The sequence below is a fragment of the Nocardia sp. NPDC055029 genome, assembly GCF_053608525.1.
Genome location: NZ_JBSGVQ010000009.1, coordinates 165919 through 186977, shown reverse-complemented (window position 1 = coordinate 186977; position 21059 = coordinate 165919). Strand labels below are relative to the sequence as shown.

The 21059-nt window shown below is 67.9% G+C and carries 23 protein-coding genes and 1 tRNA gene; 14 read left to right on the top strand and 10 right to left on the bottom strand.

The window, feature by feature from the left end:
* The first annotated feature begins 30 nt into the window (after positions 1 to 30).
* The 3 genes from ACWF9G_RS11690 to ACWF9G_RS11680 all read left to right on the top strand — a co-directional run bounded on the left by ACWF9G_RS11690 (position 31) and on the right by ACWF9G_RS11680 (position 1653).
* Positions 31 to 405 carry an SHOCT domain-containing protein gene (locus ACWF9G_RS11690; protein ID WP_379304894.1) on the top strand — a complete coding sequence of 125 codons (375 nt, stop codon included), beginning with the start codon at positions 31 to 33 and terminating at the stop codon, positions 403 to 405.
* 165 nt (positions 406 to 570) lie between these two features.
* Positions 571 to 1302, top strand: a complete 732-nt coding sequence (locus ACWF9G_RS11685; RefSeq protein ID WP_452515039.1) for a GntR family transcriptional regulator — start codon at positions 571 to 573, stop codon at positions 1300 to 1302.
* Between the two features lie 63 nt (positions 1303 to 1365).
* On the top strand, positions 1366 to 1653 hold the full coding sequence (locus ACWF9G_RS11680; protein ID WP_379304890.1) for a hypothetical protein: 288 nt from the start codon (positions 1366 to 1368) through the stop codon (positions 1651 to 1653).
* Positions 1654 to 1696: 43 nt separating this feature from the next.
* Here ACWF9G_RS11680 and ACWF9G_RS11675 read toward each other — a convergent pair whose 3' ends face one another.
* From ACWF9G_RS11675 to ACWF9G_RS11665, 3 genes are read right to left on the bottom strand one after another with little or no spacing between them, the layout of a single operon-like run.
* Positions 1697 to 3292, bottom strand: coding sequence for a GMC oxidoreductase (locus tag ACWF9G_RS11675; RefSeq protein WP_452515035.1), 1596 nt, complete (start codon positions 3290 to 3292; stop codon positions 1697 to 1699).
* 49 nt (positions 3293 to 3341) lie between these two features.
* Positions 3342 to 3971, bottom strand: coding sequence for a DUF305 domain-containing protein (locus tag ACWF9G_RS11670; protein ID WP_452515033.1), 630 nt, complete (start codon positions 3969 to 3971; stop codon positions 3342 to 3344).
* Positions 3968 to 5500, bottom strand: a complete 1533-nt coding sequence (locus tag ACWF9G_RS11665) for an LVIVD repeat-containing protein (RefSeq protein ID WP_452515031.1) — start codon at positions 5498 to 5500, stop codon at positions 3968 to 3970. Before ACWF9G_RS11665 ends, ACWF9G_RS11670 begins: the two co-directional genes overlap by 4 nt.
* Positions 5501 to 5635: 135 nt before the next feature.
* On the opposite strand from ACWF9G_RS11665, the gene ACWF9G_RS11660 reads away from it, so the two are divergent.
* From ACWF9G_RS11660 to ACWF9G_RS11650, 3 genes are all read left to right on the top strand, one after another.
* Positions 5636 to 6226 (top strand): TetR family transcriptional regulator, encoded by a 591-nt coding sequence (locus tag ACWF9G_RS11660; RefSeq protein WP_452515029.1) that lies wholly within the window; start codon positions 5636 to 5638, stop codon positions 6224 to 6226.
* 141 nt (positions 6227 to 6367) lie between these two features.
* Positions 6368 to 6523, top strand: coding sequence for a DUF6131 family protein (locus ACWF9G_RS11655; RefSeq protein WP_378851436.1), 156 nt, complete (start codon positions 6368 to 6370; stop codon positions 6521 to 6523).
* Between the two features lie 31 nt (positions 6524 to 6554).
* A complete protein-coding gene (locus ACWF9G_RS11650; RefSeq protein WP_379304880.1) occupies positions 6555 to 6764 on the top strand; it encodes a hypothetical protein in 210 nt (69 codons plus the stop codon).
* A 10-nt stretch (positions 6765 to 6774) separates the two neighbouring features.
* Here ACWF9G_RS11650 and ACWF9G_RS11645 read toward each other — a convergent pair whose 3' ends face one another.
* The gene (locus ACWF9G_RS11645) at positions 6775 to 7431 is read right to left on the bottom strand and encodes an MHYT domain-containing protein (RefSeq protein WP_452515027.1); all 657 of its coding nucleotides are present in this window, start codon (positions 7429 to 7431) and stop codon (positions 6775 to 6777) included.
* Here ACWF9G_RS11645 and ACWF9G_RS11640 point away from each other — a divergent pair.
* The gene (locus ACWF9G_RS11640) at positions 7430 to 7612 is read left to right on the top strand and encodes a hypothetical protein (RefSeq protein WP_379304876.1); all 183 of its coding nucleotides are present in this window, start codon (positions 7430 to 7432) and stop codon (positions 7610 to 7612) included. The genes ACWF9G_RS11645 and ACWF9G_RS11640 overlap by 2 nt on opposite strands.
* A gap of 233 nt (positions 7613 to 7845) precedes the next feature.
* Here the strand turns inward: ACWF9G_RS11640 and ACWF9G_RS11635 are convergent, their stop codons facing one another.
* Complete coding sequence (locus tag ACWF9G_RS11635) at positions 7846 to 8292, bottom strand: SRPBCC family protein (protein WP_379304874.1); 447 nt, start codon at positions 8290 to 8292, stop codon at positions 7846 to 7848.
* 163 nt (positions 8293 to 8455) lie between these two features.
* Here ACWF9G_RS11635 and ACWF9G_RS11630 point away from each other — a divergent pair, with 163 nt between their 5' ends.
* From ACWF9G_RS11630 to ACWF9G_RS11610, 5 genes are all read left to right on the top strand, one after another.
* On the top strand, positions 8456 to 9943 hold the full coding sequence (locus tag ACWF9G_RS11630; RefSeq protein WP_379304872.1) for a peptide MFS transporter: 1488 nt from the start codon (positions 8456 to 8458) through the stop codon (positions 9941 to 9943).
* A 49-nt stretch (positions 9944 to 9992) separates the two neighbouring features.
* Positions 9993 to 11504, top strand: a complete 1512-nt coding sequence (locus ACWF9G_RS11625; protein WP_379304870.1) for an amino acid permease — start codon at positions 9993 to 9995, stop codon at positions 11502 to 11504.
* Positions 11505 to 11619: 115 nt separating this feature from the next.
* A tRNA-Leu gene (locus ACWF9G_RS11620) sits at positions 11620 to 11693 on the top strand.
* Positions 11694 to 12140: 447 nt separating this feature from the next.
* On the top strand, positions 12141 to 12707 hold the full coding sequence (locus tag ACWF9G_RS11615) for a choice-of-anchor K domain-containing protein (protein ID WP_452515025.1): 567 nt from the start codon (positions 12141 to 12143) through the stop codon (positions 12705 to 12707).
* A 157-nt stretch (positions 12708 to 12864) separates the two neighbouring features.
* Complete coding sequence (locus ACWF9G_RS11610) at positions 12865 to 14100, top strand: hypothetical protein (RefSeq protein WP_452515068.1); 1236 nt, start codon at positions 12865 to 12867, stop codon at positions 14098 to 14100.
* Positions 14101 to 14141: 41 nt separating this feature from the next.
* On the opposite strand, the gene ACWF9G_RS11605 is transcribed toward ACWF9G_RS11610, so the two are convergent.
* Together ACWF9G_RS11605 and ACWF9G_RS11600 are read right to left on the bottom strand one after the other, a co-directional pair.
* On the bottom strand, positions 14142 to 14591 hold the full coding sequence (locus ACWF9G_RS11605; RefSeq protein WP_452515023.1) for a cupin domain-containing protein: 450 nt from the start codon (positions 14589 to 14591) through the stop codon (positions 14142 to 14144).
* Between the two features lie 46 nt (positions 14592 to 14637).
* A complete protein-coding gene (locus ACWF9G_RS11600; protein ID WP_452515021.1) occupies positions 14638 to 15864 on the bottom strand; it encodes an acyl-CoA dehydrogenase family protein in 1227 nt (408 codons plus the stop codon).
* 175 nt (positions 15865 to 16039) lie between these two features.
* Here ACWF9G_RS11600 and ACWF9G_RS11595 point away from each other — a divergent pair, with 175 nt between their 5' ends.
* Positions 16040 to 16627, top strand: a complete 588-nt coding sequence (locus ACWF9G_RS11595; RefSeq protein WP_452515019.1) for a carboxymuconolactone decarboxylase family protein — start codon at positions 16040 to 16042, stop codon at positions 16625 to 16627.
* Positions 16628 to 16642: 15 nt separating this feature from the next.
* On the opposite strand, the gene ACWF9G_RS11590 is transcribed toward ACWF9G_RS11595, so the two are convergent.
* Positions 16643 to 17227: a TetR/AcrR family transcriptional regulator gene (locus ACWF9G_RS11590; protein ID WP_452515017.1), complete on the bottom strand. Its 585-nt coding sequence runs from the start codon at positions 17225 to 17227 to the stop codon at positions 16643 to 16645.
* Positions 17224 to 18462, bottom strand: a complete 1239-nt coding sequence (locus tag ACWF9G_RS11585) for a cytochrome P450 (RefSeq protein ID WP_379304850.1) — start codon at positions 18460 to 18462, stop codon at positions 17224 to 17226. Before ACWF9G_RS11585 ends, ACWF9G_RS11590 begins: the two co-directional genes overlap by 4 nt.
* A 92-nt stretch (positions 18463 to 18554) precedes the next feature.
* Here ACWF9G_RS11585 and ACWF9G_RS11580 point away from each other — a divergent pair, with 92 nt between their 5' ends.
* Complete coding sequence (locus ACWF9G_RS11580; RefSeq protein ID WP_452515015.1) at positions 18555 to 19301, top strand: hypothetical protein; 747 nt, start codon at positions 18555 to 18557, stop codon at positions 19299 to 19301.
* Between the two features lie 53 nt (positions 19302 to 19354).
* Here the strand turns inward: ACWF9G_RS11580 and ACWF9G_RS11575 are convergent, their stop codons facing one another.
* The gene (locus ACWF9G_RS11575; RefSeq protein WP_452515013.1) at positions 19355 to 20956 is read right to left on the bottom strand and encodes an MFS transporter; all 1602 of its coding nucleotides are present in this window, start codon (positions 20954 to 20956) and stop codon (positions 19355 to 19357) included.
* Between the last annotated feature and the right edge of the window lie 103 nt (positions 20957 to 21059).

Below are 21059 nucleotides of genomic sequence, written 5' to 3'. Positions count from 1 at the left end.
GATCGATCCCTCTTCTACCCGAGGTGTGCCATGTCATTCTGGGAAGTTATCTGGCTCATCGTTGTGAGCTTCGCCTTTGTCGCTTACCTGCTGATGTTGTTCATGATCATCGGGGACCTGTTCCGGGATCACAACACATCGGGCTGGATGAAGGCGATCTGGATCATCTGCTTAGTCTTCCTCCCGTTCCTGACCGCGCTGGCGTACCTGATCGTCCGTGGCCAGGGCATGGCCGAGCGCTCGAGCAAGGAGGCCGCGCAGATCAAGCAGGCCCAGGACTCCTACATCAGGGAGACCGCGGGTACCAGTCCCGCGGCGCAGATCGCCGACGCCAAGAAGCTGCTCGACGAAGGCTCGATCACCCAGGCCGAATTCGAACGGCTGAAGGCCAGAGCGCTTTCCTGAACCGGGTTCCACCGAAAGCCTTGTGCGCCGTCCCCCGGCGCGCGAGGCTTTCGTCGCTTCCGGCGGGAATTGACACTGGGCCGATGGGTCGCGGTCGCGTATTCTCGAACCACCGGACAGGACCAGTAGGGACCGGTGCACCGCTCGCGAGAAGGAGCCGCCCTCATGCCCGCACCGCTGCGCGACAGCGCAGTGCCCAAACACGAACAGCTGCGCGCGATCCTGTTGCAGAAATGCACGCGCGAGCTGCAGCCGGGCGACCTGATGACCAGCGAACGCAATCTCATGCAGGATTACGGCGTCAGCCGGATCACCGTACGCGAGGCGATCGGCCAGCTGGTCAACGAGGGCTACCTGGTGCGGGTGCGCGGCAAGGGCACCTTCGTCGCGCACCGGCCGGTGCAGTCGCGATTGCATCTCGCCTCGTTCACCGAGGAGATGCGCGCGCTCGGGCATCAGCCGACCACCCTGGTACTGGTCGCCGAGGAAGCGGTGCCGCCGGAGGCCACCGCCCGCGCACTGCGGCTGCCCCAGGTCGCGCGCGCCTATCACGTGCGCAGGCTGCGGCTGGCCGACGAGGAGCCGGTCAGCGTCGACGACGCCTGGTTCAATCCCGAACTGCTGCCCGGCCTGATCTCGCACGATCTCACCGGCTCGATCTACCGGACCACCGCCGACCGCTACGGCCGCCCCATCGAGCGGGCCGTGCAGACCGTCGACGCCCAGGCCGCGGAGTCCGGTGTCGCGATGCTGCTCGGGGTCAAGAAGGGCGCTCCCGTCCTGCATTTCGACCGGGTGTCGTTCAGCGCCGAGGTGCCGATCGAGCACACCCAGAGCTGGTACCGCGCCGACCGCTATCGCGTGCAGATGGAAGTCGGCCGGCCATCGCAGGTATGAAACTGCGTTATTTCAGATACTGTATGAGCGCTATCACAGCGAAGTGCTCGGAGGTATCACCCCATGTCCATCCGTAAGTCCACCACCCGGGCAGGCCTGCTGGCCGTGCTCGCCGCGGGAGCCGTGCTCGGCACCGGCGGCACCGCCAACGCCGTCGGCGGTATCGATTGGGACCTGCTCCCCTCGGGTTCGGTCGAGATCGGCCCGCCCACCGGCAGCTCGCTGGGCTCGGTCGACGCCGACTTCGGCAGCGGCACCGGCTCCTTCGATGCCGACCTCGGCTCCAGCGGCCCGCGCCCGCCGTCGACCGGCTCGGCCGTCCTGCCCGGAATTCCCGGCTCCGCAGGCTGATTCGCGTTCGGCGCGCCCCTTCCGGCGGCGCGCCGAACCCCGCTCAGATGAGCGTTCCCACGTCGGTGCGGACCAGATTCTCCAGCGCGCGTTCGGCGACCGCGGCGATGGTCATCGATGGATTGCAGGCCGCGGTGTTGCCCGGCATCAGCGCACCGTCGATGACGTAGAGGCCACGCTGGCCGAGCACCCGGCCGTCGAGGTCGCAGACCGAGCCCATATTGGCGCCGCCGAGCGGATGCCAGGTGGACGGGAACAGCGCGTTCGTGTCGATGAGCGCGCTGTGGGGGCCCGCGATGCGCTGTACCGCGGGGCCGATGTGTCCCTCCTGGATCGCCCGGTCACCGTCGCCGGGCCAGCGCAGGGTCGCGATGTCGGCGCCTGATTCATAGACGAATTCGCCGCGACCGGTGCTGACGCCGTAGCCGACGAGCATGGTGGCGCCCGGGTCGACCGGCAGCGACGGGATCGACGCCTGGATGACGGTGAACGCGGACTTCGGGTCGTCCCAGTTCTTGCTGCCGTACACGACCGGACCGCCCTGCGCCGCACCGAATCCGGCGGACGCGTTGCGCCACACATAGATCCGGTCGGCATTGGTGCCCCAGCCACGACCGAGCTCGTCGGGCAGATCGGGAATGTGCCCCAATGCCGCCGCGCGCACGAGCATCCGGGTGGTATTGAGGCTGCCCGCCGAGAGCACCAGCGCGCCGGTGGTGATGACCTTGTTCTCCAGCACCGTGCCGGCGAGGTCGACCCGGTCGACGCGCACCACCCAGCGGCCGTCGGCGGCGCGCTCGATCTCGGTGACCTCGTGCAGGGTCTGCACGTCGACCAGACCGGTCGCCTCGGCCGCCGCGACATAGGTGACGTCGACGGAATGCTTGCCGCCGTTGTTCACCCCCATCGCGCCGTCGCCGTTGGTGTAGGACGGCGTCATCTCCCCGCGCAGTTCGGCGAGGGCGTAGTTCCAGTCGATCGGCATCGGGATCTTCGACAGCGGCATCCCCGCGCCGCGGACCCGGTCGGCGAAAACCCGTGCCGCGGTGTAGTTCCGGTGGGCGATCAGTTCGTCGGGCGCGGTGGCGAGCCCGAGCATCCTGGCCACCTTCGGGTAGTGCACCCGGTCCATCCGATCCCAGTCCATCCCGGCCGGGAAGTGGGTCTCGAACACCTCGCGGGCCGGCTGCAGCGACATGCCCTGGTAGATCAGCGAGCCGCCGCCGAGGCCGGCCGCGCACAACGCGGTCATCCCGGCGCCCGGTACCGCCTCCACCAGACCGGCGTACCGCTCGAACAGCAGCGGCTGCCCGAACACCACCGGATCGGAGCGGTACCAGAGCAGGCGCTTGTCGGGGCGGGTGGCCAGCGGGAAGGTCTGGGCGTTCGGGCCGGTCGCCCAGCGCCTGCCCCGCTCCAGCAGCAGGACCGGAACGCCCGCCTCGGCCAGGCGCAGCGCGGTCACCCCGCCGCCGAAGCCGGAGCCGATCACGACGACCCTGCGGTCCTCGTGGGTGAGCGGGATGCCGCCGGTGCGGAGGGCGATACCGGGCCGCGCCGCGGCGGTGCCTGCCGTGGCGAGGGTGAGTCCTGCGGCGGCGGCACCGGTCAGCAGGGTACGGCGGGTGAACTTCGACATTCGGGAAACCTTCATCGGGGGTGGGGAATCGGTATTTCGAGCCGAACGCTCAGGCGCGGCTGTCGAGCAGCAGGCCGAGCAGACCGGCTTCACGGCCTTGGCCGGTGATCATGTCGCGGGCCGCTCGCTCGACTTCTCCCCCGTCGAGCAGCGCGTCGGCCGCCGCGGCCATCTCGATGCCGCCGTAGTGGTGTCGCTGCATGAGCCGCAGGAACAGGACTTCGGCCCGGCCGCCACGCGCGGTGGCGAGTTCGTCGAGTTCGGCGGTCGTCGCCATCCCCGGCATCGTCGAATGATGGTGGGCGAGATCGACTCCGGCGTGCCGATGGGCCCCACGGGGCCGCATCCACGCCATCGTCTCGGTGCCGGTGACGGGCGCGCCTGCCAAGCGCAACCAGCCGAGCAGCATGCCCAGCTCGGTGCGCTGGGTGTCGGCGATCTGCCCGGCCAGCGCGACGACCGACGGGTCGGCGCCCCGATCGAGACGCTGGACCAGCACGATGGCCTGGCTGTGGTGCGCCACCATGTCCTGGACGAAGCCGATCTCGGTGGCGGTCAGTACCGGCGCCGCGGCGACCGTGCCCACGGGCAGCCATGGGCGCAGCGCGGCGCCCATGGCCAGCAGCAGCGCTATCAGTCCGGCCACGGCGGCCGCGCGGAATCCGCTGTGCCTTTTCATGATCCGGTGGTCGATGACTGGTCGGCAGGCGGGGTGTACACCTCGGGCGCCAGTTCCAGCGCGAGGAAGCCGTTGTCCGCGCAGGTGGTCCACAGCTGATTGCCACGCCATTCCGGCGGCGAGAAGCACCAGTCGGTCGACAGATCACCGAAAGCCAGTGTGCCGGTGCGCGAGCTGAGCGCCTGCGCGGGATCGAAGGCGCCCCGCAGCATCGACTGGGCCAGCGCCGGCGCCGCCAGCAGCGGCGGACCGATGATCGAGGCGAGCGCGTGCGGCGAGTTCCACAGCCCGGCGTTCTCGCCGGTGCGGGCGGGCGGGTTGAAGTAGCCGATCTCGCGGATGGCGCCGGGGTCGCGGACATCGAAGACCCGGATGCCCGAGGAGGTCCAGCTACAGGCCAGCGCGGTCGGATCCACCGGGCGGTCGGCCGCGCAGTAGTGCGCGTCGTAGGCGAACAGCGAGCCACCCGACGCCGAGGCGACCATGCTGTCCTGGTTTTCGGGCAGGTTGATCGCGAGCTTGATCGACTGCGCGAGCCGGGGGCGACGCTCGTCGGAGACGTCGATGAGCTTCACCCCGCCCGAACCGGCCTCGTCGACGGCGAACACATAGGGCGTCCCGCCATAGGTCACCGGGACGGCATGCTGGGTGGCCCAGCCGTCGGTCCACGGCATGTCGGCGAGTTCCGGGACGCGCGGTTCGGGATCGCGGCGCTGCACCGCGGCGACGTCGAGGATCTTCAGCCCGCCCATATTGTTCGCCAGATACATCCGATTGCCATCGGGCGAGAAGCCGAACCCGTGCATGGACAGACCCGGCAGGCCCTGCCAGATCACCCGGGGGTTGGCGGGATCGGTCAGATCGACCGCGCTGAGCAGGCCAGGCGCCGTGCCCGAGGCCCAGTAGGTGCGGCCGTCCGGGGAGAAACCGCCCTCGTGCGCGGTGATCGGCACCGGCAGCGCGAGATCGGTGCCGGTGCCCGGATTGAGCAGCCGGGGATGCGCGCAGTCGGAGATGTCGTAGACCGAGAGCAGGCCGGCGCCGGTCAGCGCCGGAACACCCGCGCCGACAAGCAGTTTCCGCGCGGCATTGACCTTCAGGCTCTCCCAGGTTCCCGCCAGCATCGCGGGCTCGGTGAGGGTAGTGGTGTGCACCGGCGCGGACGGATCGGCGACGTCGAGGACCCTGACCCCCTCGTCGGGACCGAGCAGGTTGCCGGGGAAGAAGGTCCCGATATAAGCGCAGTGGTCGAAGGTCACCGAGGTGATGCCGCCGCCGCGACCCGCGGAGCTGCCGAGCATCCGCATATTGCAACGGAATCCGTCGCGGGAGCGCCCGCTGTCGCGGTCGGCGGCGGGGACGTCGCCCTGCAGACCGGTTTCGGGCAGGGAGCCTGGAAGGCAGTCGGCGGTGTGCGCGGCGGGTGCACCGGCCGCGGGTGGCACGGCGGCGGCGCCGAGCGGCATCAGCAGCACCGCCACCGCGGCGAGGCCGTAGCGGCGGGCCGTTGGAGTGAACAGACGAGTCATGGAGTTGTCGCCGGCCCCGCGAACGGGGCCGCCTTTCTTTCGCCAGTAATTGGGTGTCGCTTCGTTCAGACGAGGCGTGCACCGACCCCATCCAGCGGTAACTGGGTTACCGCTGGGCGACGCTACCATTCAACGGTGGGCAGTGGACCGGAATCGGACGCATCGGCGAAGATCATCGCGGTGGTGCTGGACCTGCTGACCACCGACGGTTACGACGCCGTCCAGCTACGGACCGTCGCCGCGCAGGCCCACGTCTCGCTGGCCAAGATCTACCGGCTCTTCCACACCAGGGACGAGCTGATCATCGCCGCGCTGCACCAGTGGATGGACGCCAACGCCTACGCGGACGTGACCCCACCCGAACCCGGCGAATCCGTCCGCGACAGCCTGACTCGGCTGCTGCGCACCGTTTTCGAGCCGTGGGAGCGCAATCCCAAGATGCTCGAGGCCTACCACCACGCCCGCACCGGCCCCGGCGGCGAACGCCTCGACAGCCAGGGCCTGATCGCGGTGCTGCCCGTCGCCGAGGTCGCCCTGCGTGACCTCGACCCCGGCTACCTCGACGATCTCGGCCTGATCCTGGGCAATATGGCATTGGCCCTGATCGGCCGTTTCGCCGCGGGCACCCTGCCGATCACCGGGATCCTGGCGACCATGGAACGCACGGTCTACCGGATGACCGCCGACAACGAGGCGGCGTCCCGGCGTGGCGCCACGACCCGCTGACCGCACCAGGGCGCGACTTCGGCAGATCCGTTCCCGCGCAAGCGATACCTGTTTCCGATCGGCATAACGGGGCATACGCCCGATGTGGCGGCCTATCCCGGCACATCCCGACGTAGATCCCATACCGAACAGGTGAGCTCAATGATCATTCTCGGCGCAATTCTCCTCATCCTCGGACTCGTCCTCGGCATCTCGCTGCTGACCACCATCGGCGTGATCCTGCTGGTGATCGGTGTCGTCCTCGCCCTGGTCGGCGGCATGGGCCGTCCGATCGGCGGCCGGCGCCACTGGTACTGATCCCCGGCCTGCCATCCTCGGAGGAGACATCATGTATCTGTCCCGCATCGTTCCGATTCTGGTGCTGGTGTGGCTGGTGATCGGCGTTATCGCCGCGGGTCAGCGCGGCTATCTCACCGATCGTGAGCAGAACTGCGCGTCGCTGGGCACCATCGCGGTGACGATGATCGCCGGTCCGTTGAACTACATGGGGGTCAACCCCAAGGTCGACGACTGCCAGCTGCCCGAACCCAGCCAGTAGTCCATGGCGGTCAGTTCCGCCGCGGCCACTGCCCGCCGCCGTCGGACCGGTTGGCCGGGTCGGTGCTTCGCCAGTCGCCGCCGGACGCGCGCCCGAGCGGTGCGCGTCCGGCCCGGTTCTCGGCGTCGACGTCCAGCTCGGCCAGCCCGACCACGATCACCAGACCGGTGACGACCAGCGAGACCGTCGCGATCAACGGCAGCACCAACTGCACCGGCGCCACCCCGTCGACCGCGTGCACTCCGGCACTGTGGCGCGCCCGCATCGCCGCCATCGCGGTGTAGTGCATGCCGCACACCGCGACACTCATGACCAGCGCCGCGCCCGCGGTCTTGATTAATCCGCGCACATGCAGCAGGAACCACAGCGCCGCCGTGGCCGCGACCACCGCGATCACGATCGACAACATCACCAGCTCCGGCCGGTAGGCGATCTCGGCCCCGGTGCGCATGGCCCGCATGCCCAGGTAGTGCATGGCCGCCACCCCCAGGCCGGTGATCGCGCCGCCCAGCGGCAGCGACACCGACTGCCGCCGTCCCCGCGTCACGATGGTCAGCCCGATCAGGACGACGCCGATCGCGATGACCGCGCTCAGCAACGTCGTCGGCACGTCGTAGCGGATCGGCGCCCCGGCGATGCCGACCCCGAGCATGGCCGTGAAATGCATGACCCAGATCGCGGCCCCGCCGATCGCGACCGCCGCCGCGATCAACCACCCGATCGGCGCCGCCGATGTTTTGGCGTGCACCGCGCAGCGCAATCCCAATACCGAGCCGATGAAAGACAGGCAAAAGGCGAGGACCGGATTCAGCCAGCCATTGCCGAAGTGCTCGATGTGCAGCACGTAGTCCCCCGGAGTTCGATCATTTCCGCATTTCCGATGGCTAGAGAGTAGTCCACCAGGTCCGCATACACCCGCTATAGCGGAAGACGGATAAACATGATTCGAATTCCGTTCCAGCACATTCGAATTCGGCTTTTCATTCCGTATCCCACACGGTGCGGATCTCCGGAATCAGCACTCCGGGAATTGAGGGCATATATTTCGAACCGACCGGTTGCAATTATCCGATCGAGGCTCTCATGGTTTCTGCGCGCGAGCGCGGATCAAATTCGCCAGCCGCTCCAGCGATTCCTGGTTGCGGGCGGCGAAGACGAGGTCCTGGGCCAGTCCGGGGATCAGCTGCGCCGGACCGCCGGAAGCCCGCTCGGTCATCCGGATGGTGGTGTGGCCCGGTTCCTCCTCGGCCAGCGTCAGCCGGATCCACGCCGATCCCACCGACCACAGCCGCGCCTCCAGCTCCAGCCGATGCGGCGGGTCGACGGCCCGCACCACCGTGGTGTCGCTGATCAGCACCGGCCACAGCCCGAATCGGTAGTGGATGCGGCTGCCGACAGCGGGCCAGTCCGGGTCGACCCGGCCGATATGCGAGGCGCCGACCACCCAGCTCGCGTACAGCCAGCCGTCACACAGGGTCGCGAAGGCCGCGCCGCGGTCCACCGGCACTGTGACTTCGGCAGTCAGCATGTCTGATTTCCTCGTCCGTCGCGGGAGTCGGGCCACTCCAGCGTAATTGGCGCGCGAGCCCGCCGCGCGCCGAGCTCTGCCGAGGTGAGACGGCACGGCGCGCCGGACCCGCGACGATGCGGGAAAATTGCTGTACACCGTTTGGACGTGGGATCGTTCCCGTATGTCTACCGAAGAAACGCGGCTCGGCGACCCGCCAGGCCCCGCCGACGAGGCTGCCGAACGCACCCTGTTCGGTCATCCGATCGGTTTGACCAACCTGTTCGGCGTCGAGCTGTGGGAGCGTTTCTCCTTCTACGGCATGCTCACGATCCTGGGCTACTACCTCTACTACTCGACCGCCGAGGGCGGGCTCGGCCTCGACCAGAGCACGGCGCTCGGCATCGTCGGCGCGTACGGCGGCCTGGTGTATCTGTCCACCGTGCTCGGCGGCTGGATTGCCGACCGGGTGCTGGGCATGGAGCGCACCGTCTTCTACGGCGGCGTCGTGGTGATGGCCGGCCATATCGCGCTGGCGGTGCTGCCGGGGCTGACCGGTGTCGGTGTCGGTCTCGTGCTCGTCGCGCTCGGCAGCGGCGCGCTGAAGGCGAACGCGTCGTCGCTGCTCGGCACCCTGTACGCGCCCTCGGATGCCCGCGTCGACGGTGGCTTCACGCTGTTCTATCTGGGCATCAATATCGGCGCGTTCACCGGACCGCTGCTCACCGGCCTACTACAGCGCGAGTGGGGCTTCCACGTCGGCTTCGCCGCCGCCGCGGTCGGTATGGCGCTCGGCCTGACCCAGTACGTGATCTTCCGGCGCAACCTGGGCACCCACGGCCGTGACGTGCCCAACCCGGTCACCCGCCCTGAGCTGACCCCGGTGCTGATCGGCGTCGCCGTCGCCGCGGCCGTGGTGGCGGTGGCCGTCGCGGCCGGGCTGATCACGCTGGACAATCTCTCCGACGTCACCACCGGCGTCATCGTGCTGGCCTCGATCGCCTACTTCTGGGTGCTGCTCACCAGCGCCAAGGTAACCCCGGTCGAGCGCACCAGAGTGCTCGCCTTCATCCCGCTGTTCATCGCCAACGCGGTGTTCTGGTCACTGTTCCAGCAGATGTTCACCATGCTCGCGGTGTACTCCGACGAGCGCGTCGACTGGCGGATCTTCGGCTGGGAAGCGCCGGCGAGCTGGATCGGCTCGGTCGAGCCGGTGTGGATCATCGCGCTCTCGCCGCTGTTCGCGCTCATGTGGACCAAGCTCGGCAACCGGGCGCCGAGCACCCCGATCAAGTTCGCGCTCGGCGTCATCGGCATGGGCATCGCGTTCTGGCTGTTCGCGCTGCTGAGCGGATTCGAGGGCAAGACCGTCCCGGTGCTCGCGGTGTTCGTCATCCTCGGCGGCTTCGCCGTCTCCGAACTGCTGCTCTCGCCGATCGGTCTCGCGGTGACCACCCATCTCGCGCCCGCCGCGTTCCGCTCCCAGATGATGGCCCTGTACTTCTTCTCGGTCGGTATCGGCACCTCGATGGCGGGCACCCTGGCCCGCTACTACAGCCCCGACAGCGAGACCGCCTACTTCGGGATCAGCGGCGCCGCCGCCATCGCGGCAGGCCTCGTCGTGGTCGCCTGCGCCCCCTGGATCAAGCGCCACATGCAGGGCGTGCACTGACCTGCCTCCGGGTACTCCCCGAAGACGTTCGCACAGAAGGAGAAAGACCGTGCCGACACCGGAAGCCACACCAGAGGCAGGCCGAACATCCGGCCGCAGCAGCGGATTGTTTCGCACCAAATCCGTCGAGCAGTCGATTCTCGATACCGACGAACCGGATTCCAAACTCCGCAAAGACCTGACGGCGTGGGATCTCACGATCTTCGGTGTCGCCGTGGTCGTCGGCGCCGGCATCTTCACGCTCACCGCGCGCACCGCGGGCAATGTGGCCGGCCCGTCGGTCTCGCTGGCTTTCGTGTTCGCCGCGATCGCCTGTGGTCTCACCGCGTTCTGCTACGCCGAATTCGCCTCGACGGTGCCGGTCGCCGGTAGCGCCTACACCTATTCCTATGCCACCTTCGGTGAATTGGTCGCCTGGATCATCGGCTGGGACCTCATTCTCGAATTCGCGCTCGCCGCGTCGGTCGTCGCCAAGGGCTGGTCGCAGTATCTGGGCACGGTCTTCGGATTCGAGTCCGCCACCGTGCAACTCGGCTCGGTCACCTTCGACTGGGGTGCGGTCACGCTGATCGCGGTGCTCGGCGTGCTGCTGGCCATCGGCACCAAGGTGTCCTCGCGGGTGTCGGCGATCGCGGTCGCGATCAAGCTCGGCGTCATCGCGCTGGTGCTCGTCCTCGGCATCACCTATTTCAAGGCGTCCAACCTGAGCCCCTACATCCCGCCGTCGCAGCCGGCCGAAGAAGGCGCGAGCGGACTGCACCAGTCGCTGTTCTCGTTCCTCACCGGGGCGGGCGACAGCAACTTCGGCTGGTACGGCCTGCTCGCCGCGGCCAGCCTGGTGTTCTTCGCGTTCATCGGCTTCGATGTCGTCGCCACCGCCGCCGAGGAGACCAAGAACCCGCAGAAGGCGGTGCCGCGCGGCATCCTCGGTTCGCTGCTCATCGTGACCGTGCTCTATGTCGCGGTGTCGCTGGTGCTCACCGGCATGGTGCCCTACACCGATCTGGCCGGTGAGAACGCCACGCTGGCGACGGCCTTCGCGATCCACGGCGTCGACTGGGCCAAGAACGTCATCTCCATCGGCGCGCTGGCAGGCCTGACCACCGTGGTGATGGTGCTGTTCCTCGGCCAGACCCGCGTGCTGTTCGCGATGGCGCGCGACGGGCTGCTACCGCGCTGGCTGGCCCACACCGGTTCGCGCGGCACCCCGGTCCGCCTGACCGTCATCGTCGGCATCGTCTGCTGCGTGCTGGCCGGCTTCGTCGACTTCGGCACCCTGGAAGAAATGGTGAACATCGGCACGCTGTTCGCCTTCGTCCTGGTCTCGGTCGGCGTCATCATCCTGCGCCGCACCCGCCCCGACCTACCCCGCGGCTTCCGCGTCCCCCTGGTCCCCCTCGTCCCCATCCTGGCCGTCCTGTCCTGCCTGTGGCTGATGGTCAACCTCTCGGTGGACACCTGGATCCGCTTCCTCGTCTGGATGGTCCTCGGCTTCGTCGTCTACTTCGCCTACAGCCGCCGCCACTCGATCCTCGGCAAGAAGTCCCCGACAACCGACTGACCGGCACCGTCGGCGATAAGGTCGGACCGGCGCGGTCATCGGCGACACGCCGGGCCGACCTTGTCTACCGACACGATTCCGGTACACCCGTACGAGTCGCTAGGCTGTCCGGGACGCCCCTATAGCCCAATTGGCAGAGGCAGCGGACTTAAAATCCGCCAAGTCAGGGTTCGAGTCCCTGTGGGGGCACTCAAGAAGACCCATGTAGATGGGTCGCGGCGTCATTTCGATGCAGTTCGATGGGCTTTCGCCCCACCCCCAGAGCGGGGTCAGGCATCCCCAGTAGGCACGGGCAACTCTTCCAGGAGCGCGGTGCGCGGTGCGCGGGAGTCCGATCGCGAACTTGGATAGCCGCCGCGCAACGTCGCCAGTCCGAGAGCTTGCTCGGGTTCACGCACCGGCTCGGCGCGACCCTGTGACCGACGGGTCCAGGATCTGCGCCGCAGGCACCCGTGCGGGCGAAGACAGGTCCTGGCCGGAATTCGGATGCCACGACCGATTAGACGCTTGCACCCTTCGCGGCGTGTTTTCGTCTGTTGCACAAGCGATTTCGGTGACAGGCCGGTAGGCAGAAGGGATGATGAATACGCGGATCGACAGGTCGTCGACGCGCACACAGCAAGGGGGCTAGCTGTTATGGGGAAGGTCGATACCAAGGGCGTGTGGACGCGCGTCAGTGTGGACGAATCGCAGTTTCAGGGTCTGCGGGAACCCGGCACCGTATCGAGCAGCGGTGTCAGGGCAGGCATCAGGTGGGGCACCGGTGGAGACGGCGAGCCGAGCGGCTACGACTTCACCGGCCTCACCGGCGTCGACGCGCGCCTGGACGGCAAGAACTTCAACCTGGGCATCTTCACCCACTACAACCACCGAGTCGTGGTGCAGCACAGTCAGTTCTGGGTGTATTTGCGGGTGACGGTCGACTTCCTGGACGAAGGATTCGACCACACGTTCATCCTGCGTTTCCGCCACGACGAGACACCCAACGTCCCCGGGGACGTGGACGATCGGGTCAAGCTGCCGATCGTCGACGAGCACGATATCGTCCGCGTCGACGGTGCCGAGTATCAGGTGACCATCAGCGGTTTCCGGGATCACGGAGGCGAGGGAGAGGTGCAACCGAGCTTCCCCAACCCCGAAGGCTCGATCAAGCGGGTGTGGCTCGTTGCCCGATTCGAGCCGATTGTCGAGCCTGGTTCCTGAACCTCGGCATATCGTCGAATCTGCGCAGTCCGGGTTCGAGTCCCAGCGGGGCACTGTCCGCTAAGGTGTCCCGACGGCCGGGCAGATCTTCGGGCTCGGCTGCGGTGACCTGTACGCGTGGATTCTTCGACAGCTCGAAGGGATCGGCATGCATTCGGTGGTGGCCTTGATCGTCCGCATGGGTTGTGTGCTGGCCATGGTCTCGGGTGCGGTGGGGTTCGCCGCGCCCGCGTCCGCGGATCAGCCCGACTCGCCGCTGTGCGCGTGGCGGTTCATGTCCAACAGCACCATGCTGAATGTGGCGTTCCCCGACGCCAACTCGACGTACTGGCTGATGCCCTACGCGCTGGGGCCTGGCGATTCGATCGAGTTGTCCGGTTCCTATCCGGCCGCCCGGTATTTCTCGCTGAACACCTACGGGACCGACCTCGACACGGTGGACACGTTGCGCGACAACCAGATCGTCGCCGACCCGGGCAGCGCCAACCCGTACATCGATGCCGCCGCCGCATCGCTGCCCGCGTCGCAACAGCGCTGGCACGCCAGGTTGGTCAACGGACCGGCCGATCACAGCCGCAACGAGCTCCAGGCCGTCGCGAGTGGGCAGAGCACGCCGATCGGGTTCGCCATCGTCCGCGTCTATGTTCCCGACGACCCTGCCTCGCTCACCGGCGGCGTCGCGCTGCCGGAGGTGAAGCTCTCGGTCGCGGGCGCCGAGGTGCCGAGCCAGCCGTGCGCGCAGCCCTTCAACCCGGCCGACTACACCGGTCCGGTCGCCGATGTCGCCAAGGACGCCTTCGATCGGGCGATCGCCGCTGCGGCGTCGGGCGCGTTCCCCGGCAACAGGCCGGAGGCTACGTTCGGAAACCCGGCGAGCACCGCCGGGCTGTTCCCGAACGGCGACAACAAATACATCGGAACGCGCATCAGCTATCAGCAGGGGCGGCTGCTGGTGGTGCGCGGCAAGGCGCCGATCTTCCCGGATACCCGGGCGGGGCAATCGCCTACCGATCCGAGCCAGCAGGTGCGGTATTGGTCGATGTGTCAGAACGACCTACTCTCGCCCTATCCCGTTGTCGCCTGCGCGGCCGACTTCCAGACCGCGCTCGACGAGTCCGGCTACTACACCTATGTGGTCGCCGCGCCCGCGGACCTGCCTGCGAACCTCGACCCGGGCGTGACGGTGATCCCCTGGGGCAGCACCGACGTGGACAAGGTGCTGTTCCTGCGGAACATGACCCCGAGCGCGGAGTTCTATCCGTATTCGGTCCAGGCGTCCCAGGACTCCGGCAGCGACCCGGCCACCACGATGGGTCCGTATTACCCGCGGGCCGCCTATTGCAGCGCCGAAACTCTCGCCGCAGGCGGCGCCGGAGCGTGCCTCGGCGCCTGAGCCGCACGAACCGTTCGGGTCGCACAGGTGGCGCGATGCGGCTACGGACAGTCCGGGGCCGGGGCGTCAACGAAGAGCGGTTCGTTCGCGCGGTTGACGTACGCGACATACAGTTCGGCAGGCTCGGTGCCGAGGTTGCTTCCGGTATGTACGTGGTCCGGGCCGACAGTCTCGGACAAACCCTGGCCCGCGGCGTACGTCGTCGGCACGCAGTCCGCCTCGTAGCGCGTCACCTGGCCCGCGGTCACGACAGCGAAGACATTGCTGTCGTGGTAATGCCAGCCGAGTGACCCCCCTGGCGCGATGGTGATGCGCCGGAAGGTGACCTTGCTCGGCAACCAGGTGAAGGGGCTGAATCCGCTCGCATCGACCTGCGCCAGCGGCTCGACGGTCACGCCGGAGGACGGCGTGGCCGAAGCCGAGGGTGCCAGGGCGACGACCGCGGCGGCGACCACGACGGCGCCGGCGATGGCATCCCGGTGGATTCGCATCTTCCGAGTATACGAGCGGACTACCAGCCCGAACCGCCGAAAATGACTACCCGGCGATCAGCCCCTTGGCGATATGCGTGACCTGGATTTCGTTGCTGCCCGCGTAGATCATCAGGGACTTGGCGTCGCGGGCGAGTTGTTCGACCTTGTACTCGGCCATATAGCCGTTGCCGCCGAACAGCTGGACGGCTTCCATCGCCACCTCGGTGGCGGCACGGGAGGAGTAGAGCTTCATGGCCGAGGCCTCGGCGAGGGTCACCTTGTCGCCGGCGGCGGTGCGCTCGATGGCGTTGAAGACCATGTTCTGCACGTTGATCCGGGCGATCTCCATCTCGGCCAGCTTGAGCTGGATGAGCTGGAACTGCGCGATCTCCTTGCCCCACAGCTTGCGCGACTTGGCGTAATCGATGCACAGGCGGTGGCATTCGTTGATGATGCCGAGCGCCAGTGAGGCGATGCCGATGCGCTCGGCCGCGAAAGATTCCTTGGCACTGTCTTTTCCGTCGCCCTTGGCCGGGTTCTCGGTTTCGCCGAGCAGCCGGTCGGGGGTGATGCGGACGTTCTCGAAGAACAGTTCGCCGGTGGGCGAGGAGTTCATGCCCATCTTCTTGAACGCGGGGCTCTGGACGAAACCGGGCATGTCCTTGTCCAGCACGAACGTCAGCACCTTGCGGTCGCGGCGGTCGGTGCCGTCTTCCTCGTCCAGCTTGGCGTAGACGACGGTGACGTCGGCATACGGACCGTTGGTGATGAACGTCTTGCGGCCGTTGAGGATGTAATCCGCGCCGTCGCGACGGACGTAGGACTTCATGCCGCCGAACGCGTCCGACCCCGAATCGGGTTCGGTGATGGCCCAGGCACCGACCTTCGCCATGGTGACCAGTTCGGGCAGCCAGCGCTTCTTCTGCGCGAGGGTGCCGCGGCTGCGGATGGTGCCCGCGGTGAGGCCGAGGCTCACGCCCATCGAGGCAACCAGGCCCAGGCTGACGCCGGCGAGCTCACTGTTGAGGATGACGCCCATGCTGCCCGCACCGCTGAACCCGCCACCCGACTTGCCCGAGCCGGTGGTGCCCGCTTCTTCGCGGGCGATGGCCTTGTCGAGCCCTTCCCGCGCCATCTCGTCGAGGCCGAAGGTGGCGTAGAGCTTGCGGATGATGTCGAACGGCGGCAGCGCGCCGCTCTCCAGCTGGTCGACGTGCGGGGTGACCTCCTTGGCGATGAAGCCGCGCACAGCGTCGCGGAACATCAGGTCTTCGTCGGACCACTGGTACATATCTGGACTCCCGAGGGATCGCCGGAACTTTGCCTCAAATATAGAACACGTTCTAGTTGGCCGGGTCGGGCCCCGGCCTTGCCGAGGAAAGGCGACGCGGTTCACCCTGGGGTTCGGCGACCTACCGGCGTAGGTTCGTAGATGAGCGAATCGTCGACACGAAGGGGTGTTATCGATGCGGGTTGTCAAGCGAATCAGGGGATACACCAAGGTAATTGGGCAAGCCCGACGCAATCGCGGCGATCTTGCCGGATGGCTCGGGCGGCGGCCGCAGATCGGGGTCGCGACCATGACTTATGAGACAGCGTTGTTGTTCAGCAACAAGCTCGATCCCCGGCTCAAAGAGCTTGCCGAGCTCAAGACGGCGGGGCTGGTGGCGTGTCAGTTCTGTCTCGACATCGGATCGGCGATGGCGCATACCAGCGGACTGACCCGGCAACAGATCACCGACCTGCACCGGTATCGGACCAGCGAGGCCTATACCGAGCTGGAGAAGCTGGTGATCGCGTTCGCCGAGGCGATGACGACGACTCCGGCGGTCGAGATCGACGAGTTGCGCGACACCCTGCTCACCCACCTGTCGAAGGCCCAGCTGACCGAGCTGGCCGCGACCATCGCCTGGGAGAACCAGCGGGCCCGGCTCAACCAAGGCCTGGGTGTGCAGCCGACCGGAATGTCCGACGGGATGGTGTGCGCGATGCCGGAGCCACGCGCATTCTCCGGCGCCGAGCACATCGGTGGGCAGACGCGACCCGGATCCTGACGCTCGACCGATCGATCAGCGGTCCGCCCAGGTGGGGGCGGTGCGCGTGATGATCGGCGCGACGAATTCCCGGAGCATGGCGCGTTCGTCGGCTTCGTCGCGGCCGGGGGTGGCCAGGAACGAGACGATGACGCGGGTCAGCCAGCGGGCCAGGCGGCTGCGTTCGGGGTCGCTGAGGTCGGTGTCGGCGAACATGGCGGCGGCGAGGGACTCGATGACGTCGGAGTCCTGGCTGATGCGGCCCGCCGTGCCCGAATCGCCGGGGCGGAACCAGGCGATGAGCAGCGGGTCGGCGCGGACCGCCGCGATGGCGCCGAGCATCGCGGCGATGATGCGCTCGCCGGGGTCGGCGATGTCGCGGACCTGTTCGGCGAGGTCGGCGACGATGCGACGGGTCTCGCGGTGCACGAAGGCGATGCGCACGGCGTGGCGGTTGTCGAAGTAGCGGTACAGGGTCGCCCTGGAGCACCCGGCCGCGGCGGCGATATCGCGCATCCCCACCGCGGCCACCCCGTGTTCGGCGAACAGTTCGGCGGCCGCGTCGAGGATGCGCTCGGCGGCCAGATCGGCCCGGTCGGTGGCCAGCCAGTCGCCACTCACGCGCCCACCGCCTGGAACGGCACGGAGACGGGCCAGCGCACGTAGTTGCCCTGCGACCAGCGCACCGCATCGAGGTCGACGGTGAAGTCGGGGCAGCGGGCGAGCAGTTCCTCGAGTGCGACGCGCGCCTGCATGCGGGCGGCGGCAGCGCCGAGGCAGTGGTGATGGCCGTGGCTGAAGGTGAGAATGCGCTTGGGGTTGCGCCGGATGTCGAGTTCGCTTGCGGTAGGGCCGAACTCACGCTCGTCCCGGTTCGCCGAGCCGTAGAGCAGCAGCACGCGCCTGCCTGCGGGAATCGTCGTGTCGTGCAGTTCGACATCGCGGGTGGCGGTGCGGGCCAGACCCTGCACCGGCGAGGTCATGCGAAGGAACTCTTCGATGGAGTCGGGAATGAGCGACGGGTCATCGATGAGCAGCCCGCGCTGGCCGGGATTGGCGGTGAGGAGCTGGACCGCGCCGCCCAGATTGCCGGTGGTGGTGTCGTTGCCGCCGGTGATCATCGTGAACGCGAAGCCGAGGATCGCGATCAGGCCCTCGTTGTCGCCGTCTTCGCCGAGACCGGAGGCCAGCAGATGCGAGATAGTGTCGTCGCCCGGTTCGACGCGGCGGCGGGCGATCAGCTCGGTGAAGTAGCCGACCAGCTCGCCGACCGCGGTGAAGGCGTTCTGGTCGCCCGCGGCCAGCCCCGCGCCCGCGACCGCGCCGCCGACGATGTTCTCGGTCCACTCGTCGAACTTGCCGTGATCGCGTTCCGGCACCCCGAGATAGTGGGCGACCACCATCGTCGGCAGCGGCTTGAACAGCTGCTCGACGATGTCGCCCCCGCCCGCTGCGCGCAGCCGCTCGATGCGCTCGACGACGAACCTGCGCACCGCGGGTTCCACCGAATTCACCTGGCGCGGTGTAAATCCCGGTGCCACCCGACGCCGGAAATCGGTGTGTTCGGGCGGGTCCATGAAGACGAACGGCTTGACCGCGCCGAAGCCGGCCGCCGCCAGGTCGACATAGTCCACGGTCAGCCCCGATGCGGAGGAGAAGGTCTCAGGATCCCTGGCCGCCGCCCACACATCGGCGTGGCGGGACAGCACGTAGAAATCATCGGCTTCCTGCCCCGCGGGGATCACCCGATGGACCGGATCATGGTCGCGCAGCGCGGAGTACATGGACCAGGGGTCACGCCAGGTTTCCCCGGAGCGAAGCTCGAACCCTACCGCATGAGACGTCGTTGAACTCATGACTCCAATGTAAGACAAATGACCCATTATGTCTAACACTTGTCTCCGCGGCGGCGGAGGTTTCTGTCGGTGGCCGGTGGGAATATCCAGGCATGAGCAGTGGGGAGGATGCCGGAGGCTGGGGAGCGGCGCTCATCTGGACCGTGCTGGCGTTGACGATCGGAGTGCCGATCTGGCTGTGGACCGGACAGGAGCTGTGGCTCATCTTTCTGATGCTGCCGGGGCTCGGGTTCACCGATGCGGGACGCGGGGCGGTATGGATGGCGCTGGCGATGCCATCGCGGCGCGGAATACTCTTCGCCGCTTGGTCTTTCGTGCTGATCGCGGTCGCCGGCACGGTCGCCGTCGCGGTGTGGAAGCTGCACCCGTCGGGGTGGACCTGGCCGGTCGCGGGCGGCGCGGCGCTGCTCGCCGGCGTGGTGATGTACCTGGCGGTCGCCGCGGAGGTGGTCGGCGGCTGGATGCTCACCAACGGGGCCACCATGTATCACGTCGACAGCGAAATCGCTTGGGACAAGAAGCATCCGAACGATGATCCGGCCAGGCTGTCGACCGGTCGCACGCCGGTGGTGATCCGGGCCGAGGAGATCGAACGGCGGCGCTGGATCGCGGAGCGATTCGACAAGAAGTTCCCGACGCTGGTGGCGAAAGCGACTCGGCCACAGGCGAAGACGACCACGAAACACCTGGTGATCGAGGTCGAGAAGCTCGGGCAGAGCATGAAGGAAGCGCTCGCTCTCGCGCTCCGCGCCCAAGCGGACGGATTGGCTCAGCTGAGCCGCGCCGACGAGGCGGCCGCGCTGCGCGCCGAGGCCGACACCGTCGCACCACCCGCCTAGCCGCCACCCGGACGGGAACACCGGTAACACCGATCAGTGTCACGGCAGAGAGGTCAGTGCAGCCCGGGCGTGGTGCCCGGCGCTGCGGGCGGTGCGTCGGGTTCGCGCACCATCCGGAACGAATTGAGCAGCCCGAGCAGTCCGGCCAGGATCGGCACGAGCAGCGCCGCCTGCAGCGCGAGTGGCCGCGCGTCGGTGTTGATCCGGACGATCTCCTCGCGGATCGCCGGTGGCTGACCAGCTAGCAGCGACTCGAGTTCGGTATTGCTCATGACCTGCGCGTCGTCTTCGAGGACCTGCGCGACGTGCTCCTGCTCTGCGGGTGGGAGCACCTCGCTCGACTTCGCCATAGCGGTGAAAGTGAGCGATAGCGTGGCCAGCATGACCGCGCCGGCGAACGCCAGCCCGAACGAGAGCCCGAACGACCCGGCGGCGGAGTTGGTGCCCGAGGCTTCGCTGACCCGTTCCTCCGAGATCGGCGCGAGCGTGTAGTTGTTCAGCTGCGAGACGAGCAGGCCCAAGCCCGCGCCGGCGACGACGAGCGGCGGCAGCAGCGCCCACCCGAACTCCGCGCGGGGCACCAGCGGGAGGAGCACCGCGATACCGACGGTGACCAGGACGAAACCCCACCGGATGATCGGCGCCGAACGCCGAGCCCCCGCCTCCTTCCCCGCGAGCAGCGCGACGGCGAACATGCTCAGTGACAACGGAGCCAGCGACAGGCCCGCCTGCATCGCGTTGTACTCGAGCACCATCTGCAGGTAGATCGGCAGCGCGATCATCGTGCCGCCCAACGCGATCTGCTGGAGCATCTGCCCGGTGATTCCGAGCCGGAACGCCTTGGACCGGAACAGGTCCGGATCCATCAGAGTGGGTTCGCCCCGCCGCTTCCTGCGGATCAGCCAGTACGCGAGCCCGATCAACGCCGCCGCACCGGCCACCAGGAAGACCGCGACGGCCTCGCCACCTTCCTGCCACACCAGGATCCCCAGCACAATGCCACCCATGCCGACGACCGACAGCGCGGCACCGACCACATCGACTCCTCGCGACCCGGTGTAGGGCACGTCGCGAACCAGCCCGATACCGGACAGGACGGCGGCGATGATCACCACCTCGAGCGCGAACCCGACGCGCCACGACAGGTAGGTGGTGACGAAGCCGCCGAGCAGTGGTCCCACGGCGGCGGCGATCGCGGCCGCCGCGCCGACGAGTGCGTACACCTTCTTCTGCGCGGCCCCGTGGAAGTTGCCGTGCACCAGGGACTGCATGGCGGGCAACAGCAGGGACGCGCCGATACCACCGACCACGGCCCACAGCACGATCACCGCGGTCAGACTCTGCGCGAAGGTCATCGCGGTCGCCCCGGTCGCGTAGCCGAGCAGGCCGAGCACGTAGGCGCGTCTGCGGCCGATCAGATCGCCGACTTTGCTGCCGATCAGGATGAAGGCCGCCGACACCAACGCCTCGAGCGCGATCGCGGACTGCACACCGCTGACGGTGGTGTCGAGGTCGCGCACCACCGCCGAGATCGACACGTTCATCAGCGACGTGTCCACGACCAGGACGAACATCGCCATCGCCAGCAGGACCGCCAGCAGCCGTCGGCTACCCGAGAACTGATCAGCACCCCCGGAAATCGCCCCGTCGACCATGCAGGTACCACCTCGCTCGTCGTGAACCGGCGGCAACCCGGTTCGGGCCATCCCACTGCTGAAACAGAGCGTAGGCCGCTCGAGACCCCGACACCCGCAACCA